1 protein-coding gene is annotated in these 3,465 nt (G+C 71.4%); it reads left to right on the top strand.

What is annotated here, in order from left to right; translation table 11 throughout:
* Nucleotides 1–16 precede the first annotated feature (16 nt).
* Nucleotides 17–3,465 (top strand): nitrate reductase subunit alpha (locus tag ACZ62B_RS39025; protein WP_469694013.1); only part of this gene is annotated, 3,449 nt, incomplete at its 3' end.

The following is a 3,465-nucleotide window of genomic DNA, read 5'->3' as shown; positions in this document are numbered from 1 at the left end:
ACGGCCCCAGGCGGGCATGGACGGCGAACTGGCGGAGGCGCTGGTGCGCAGCCGCCGCTACTTCAGCAGAGCCGAGGTCTCCGAGGACCTGCGCTCGCTGCACCGCAAGGGCGGCCGCCGGGCGGATGAGTTCTACCGGGACCGCTGGTCGCACGACAAGGTGGTGCGCTCCACCCACGGCGTGAACTGCACCGGCTCCTGCTCGTGGAAGGTGTACGTCAAGGACGGCATCATCACCTGGGAGGCCCAGCAGACGGACTACCCGTCCGTCGGCCCGGACAGCCCCGAGTACGAGCCGCGCGGCTGCCCCCGGGGCGCCGCCTTCTCCTGGTACACCTATTCACCCACCCGGGTCCGCTACCCGTATGTGCGCGGCGTGCTGCTGGGGATGTACCGCGAGGCCAAGGCCCGGCTCGGCGATCCGGTGGCGGCCTGGGCGGACATCGTCTCCGACCCCGAGCGCTCCCGCCGCTACAAGCGGGCCCGCGGCAAGGGCGGTCTGGTGCGGGCGACCTGGGCCGAGGCGGCGGAGATGGCCGCCGCCGCGCATGTGCACACCATCAAGGAGTACGGTCCGGACCGGCTGGCCGGGTTCTCCCCGATTCCCGCCATGTCGATGGTCTCCCACGCCGCCGGGGCCCGCTTCTACTCCCTGCTCGGCGGGGTGATGCTCTCCTTCTACGACTGGTACGCGGACCTGCCCGTCGCCTCGCCGCAGGTGTTCGGCGACCAGACCGACGTACCGGAGTCCGGGGACTGGTGGGACGCCGGGTATCTGATCATGTGGGGCTCCAACCTGCCGGTGACCCGCACCCCGGACGCCCACTGGATGGCCGAGGCCCGCTACCGGGGCCAGAAGGTCGTCGCCGTGTCGCCGGACTACGCGGACAACGTGAAGTTCGCCGACGAGTGGCTGCCCGCGCAGCCCGGCACGGACGGCGCGCTGGCGATGGCCATGGGGCACGTCGTCCTCAAGGAGTTCTTCGCCGACCGGGAGACCCCGTACTTCACCGACTACGTACGGCGGTTCACCGACCTGCCGTTCCTCGTCACGCTCGACGAGAGCGAGGACGAACCGGGCACGTACACGCCCGGCAAGTTCCTCACCGCCTCCGACCTCGGCGGAGAGGAGGCCCGCGCCGAGAACGCCGAGTTCAAGACGGTGCTGCTGGACGCCGCGACCGGCCTGCCCGTGGTGCCGAACGGCACCCTCGGCGACCGCTTCGGCGAGTCCGGCGCCGGAAAATGGAACCTCGACCTCGGTGACACCCTCCCCCTGCTGTCCGCCGAGGGCGGCGACGAGGCGGCGGCCGTCGTCGAACTGCCCCGCTTCGACGCCCCGGACGGCGGCGCCGCACGGCTGAGGCGCGGAGTACCGGTGCGCCGGATCGCGGGGCGGCTGGTCACCACGGTGTACGACCTGCTGCTGGCCCAGTACGGGGTGGCCCGCGAGGGGCTGCCCGGGAGCTGGCCCGCCGGCTACGACGACGCGAGCGAGCCGTACACCCCGGCCTGGCAGGCGGCGATCACCGGCGTGGACGCGGGCAGGGCGGCGCGGATCGCCCGGGAGTTCGCCGCCAACGCGGAGGAGTCCCGCGGCCGTTCGATGATCGTCATGGGGGCGGGCACCAACCACTGGTTCCACTCCGACACCATCTACCGGGCGTTTTTGACCCTGACCACCCTCACCGGCTGCCAGGGCGTCAACGGCGGCGGCTGGGCGCACTACGTCGGTCAGGAGAAGGTCCGCCCGATCACCGGCTACTCGGTGATCGCCACGGCCTCCGACTGGAACCGGCCGGCCCGCCAGATGATCCAGACCGCCTACTGGTACCTGCACGGCGATCAGTTCCGCTACGACCCGTTCTCCGCGGACACCCTCGCCGCGGCGGGCGGCGGCGGGCCGTTCGCCGGGAGGACCACGGCGGACGTGATCGCGCAGTCGGCGCGGCTCGGCTGGATGCCGTCGTACCCGACCTTCGACCGCAACCCGCTGGACCTGGCCGACGAGGCCGACGCCGCGGGGCGCCCGGCCGGCGACCACGTGGTGGAGGAACTCAAGGCCGGGCGGCTGAAGTTCGCCGGCGAGGACCCGGACGCGCCCGAGAACTTCCCCCGGGTGCTCACCGTGTGGCGGGCCAATCTGCTGGGGTCGTCGGCCAAGGGCAACGAGTACTTCCTCAAGCATCTGCTGGGCACCGACTCCTCGGTGCGCGCCGCCGAGGCGCCGCCCGAGGCCCGCCCCCGGGACGTGGTGTGGCGGGAGGAGGCGCCCGAGGGCAAGCTCGACCTGCTGCTCACCCTCGACTTCCGCATGACCAGCACCACCGTCTTCTCCGACATCGTGCTGCCCGCGGCGACCTGGTACGAGAAGTACGACCTGTCCAGCACGGACATGCACCCCTTCGTGCACTCCTTCAACCCGGCGATCGCCCCGCCCTGGCAGACCCGTACCGACTTCGACATCTTCCATACCCTGGCCGAGGAGTTCAGCCGTCAGGCCGCCGACCACCTCGGCGTGCGCAAGGACCTGGTGGCCGCCCCGCTGCTGCACGACACCCCCGACGCGCTGGCCACCCCGCACGGCAGGGTGCGGGACTGGAAGGCGGGGGAGTGCGAGCCGGTGCCCGGCCGCACCATGCCGAAGCTGATCACCGTCGAGCGCGACTACGGCGCGGTCGCCGACAAGATGGGCGCCCTCGGCCCGCTGCTGGACTCGCTGGGCGCCACCACCAAGGGCGTCACCTTCAAGGTCGACAGCGAACTCGACTATCTGCGGCACAAGAACGGCACCGTACGCGGGGGAGTGGCCGACGGCCGCCCCTCGATCGCCCGTGACTCCCAGGCCTGCGAGGCGATCCTCGCCCTGTCCGGCACCACCAACGGCCACCTCGCCACGCAGGGCTTCCACACCCTTCAGGCCCGCACCGGCACCCGGCTCGCCGACCTCGCCGCCGAGCACGAGGGCAAGCGGATCACTTTCGCCGACACCCAGACCGCCCCCGTCCCGGTCATCACCTCACCGGAGTGGTCCGGTTCGGAGACCGGCGGGCGGCGCTACTCCCCGTTCACCGTCAACGTCGAGCGGCTCAAGCCCTGGCACACCCTCACCGGCCGCCAGCACTTCTACCTCGACCACGACTGGATGACCGCCCTCGGCGAACAACTCCCCGTGTACCGGCCACCGTTGAACATGCACGCGCTCTTCGGCGAGCCCCGCCTCGGTGAGACGGGCGAACTCGGCGTCACGGTCCGCTACCTGACCCCGCACAACAAGTGGTCCATCCACTCCGAGTACCAGGACAACCTCTTCATGCTGTCCCTGTCCCGGGGCGGCCCGTCCATCTGGATGAGCACCCAGGACGCGGCGAAGATCGGCGTACGGGACAACGACTGGATCGAGGCCGTCAACCGCAACGGCGTCGTCGCCGCCCGCGCGATCGTCTCGCACCGCATGCCCGAGGG

This window comes from Streptomyces sp. NPDC053426 (genome assembly GCF_055585405.1).
This window is presented reverse-complemented; position numbering and strand designations above follow the sequence as displayed.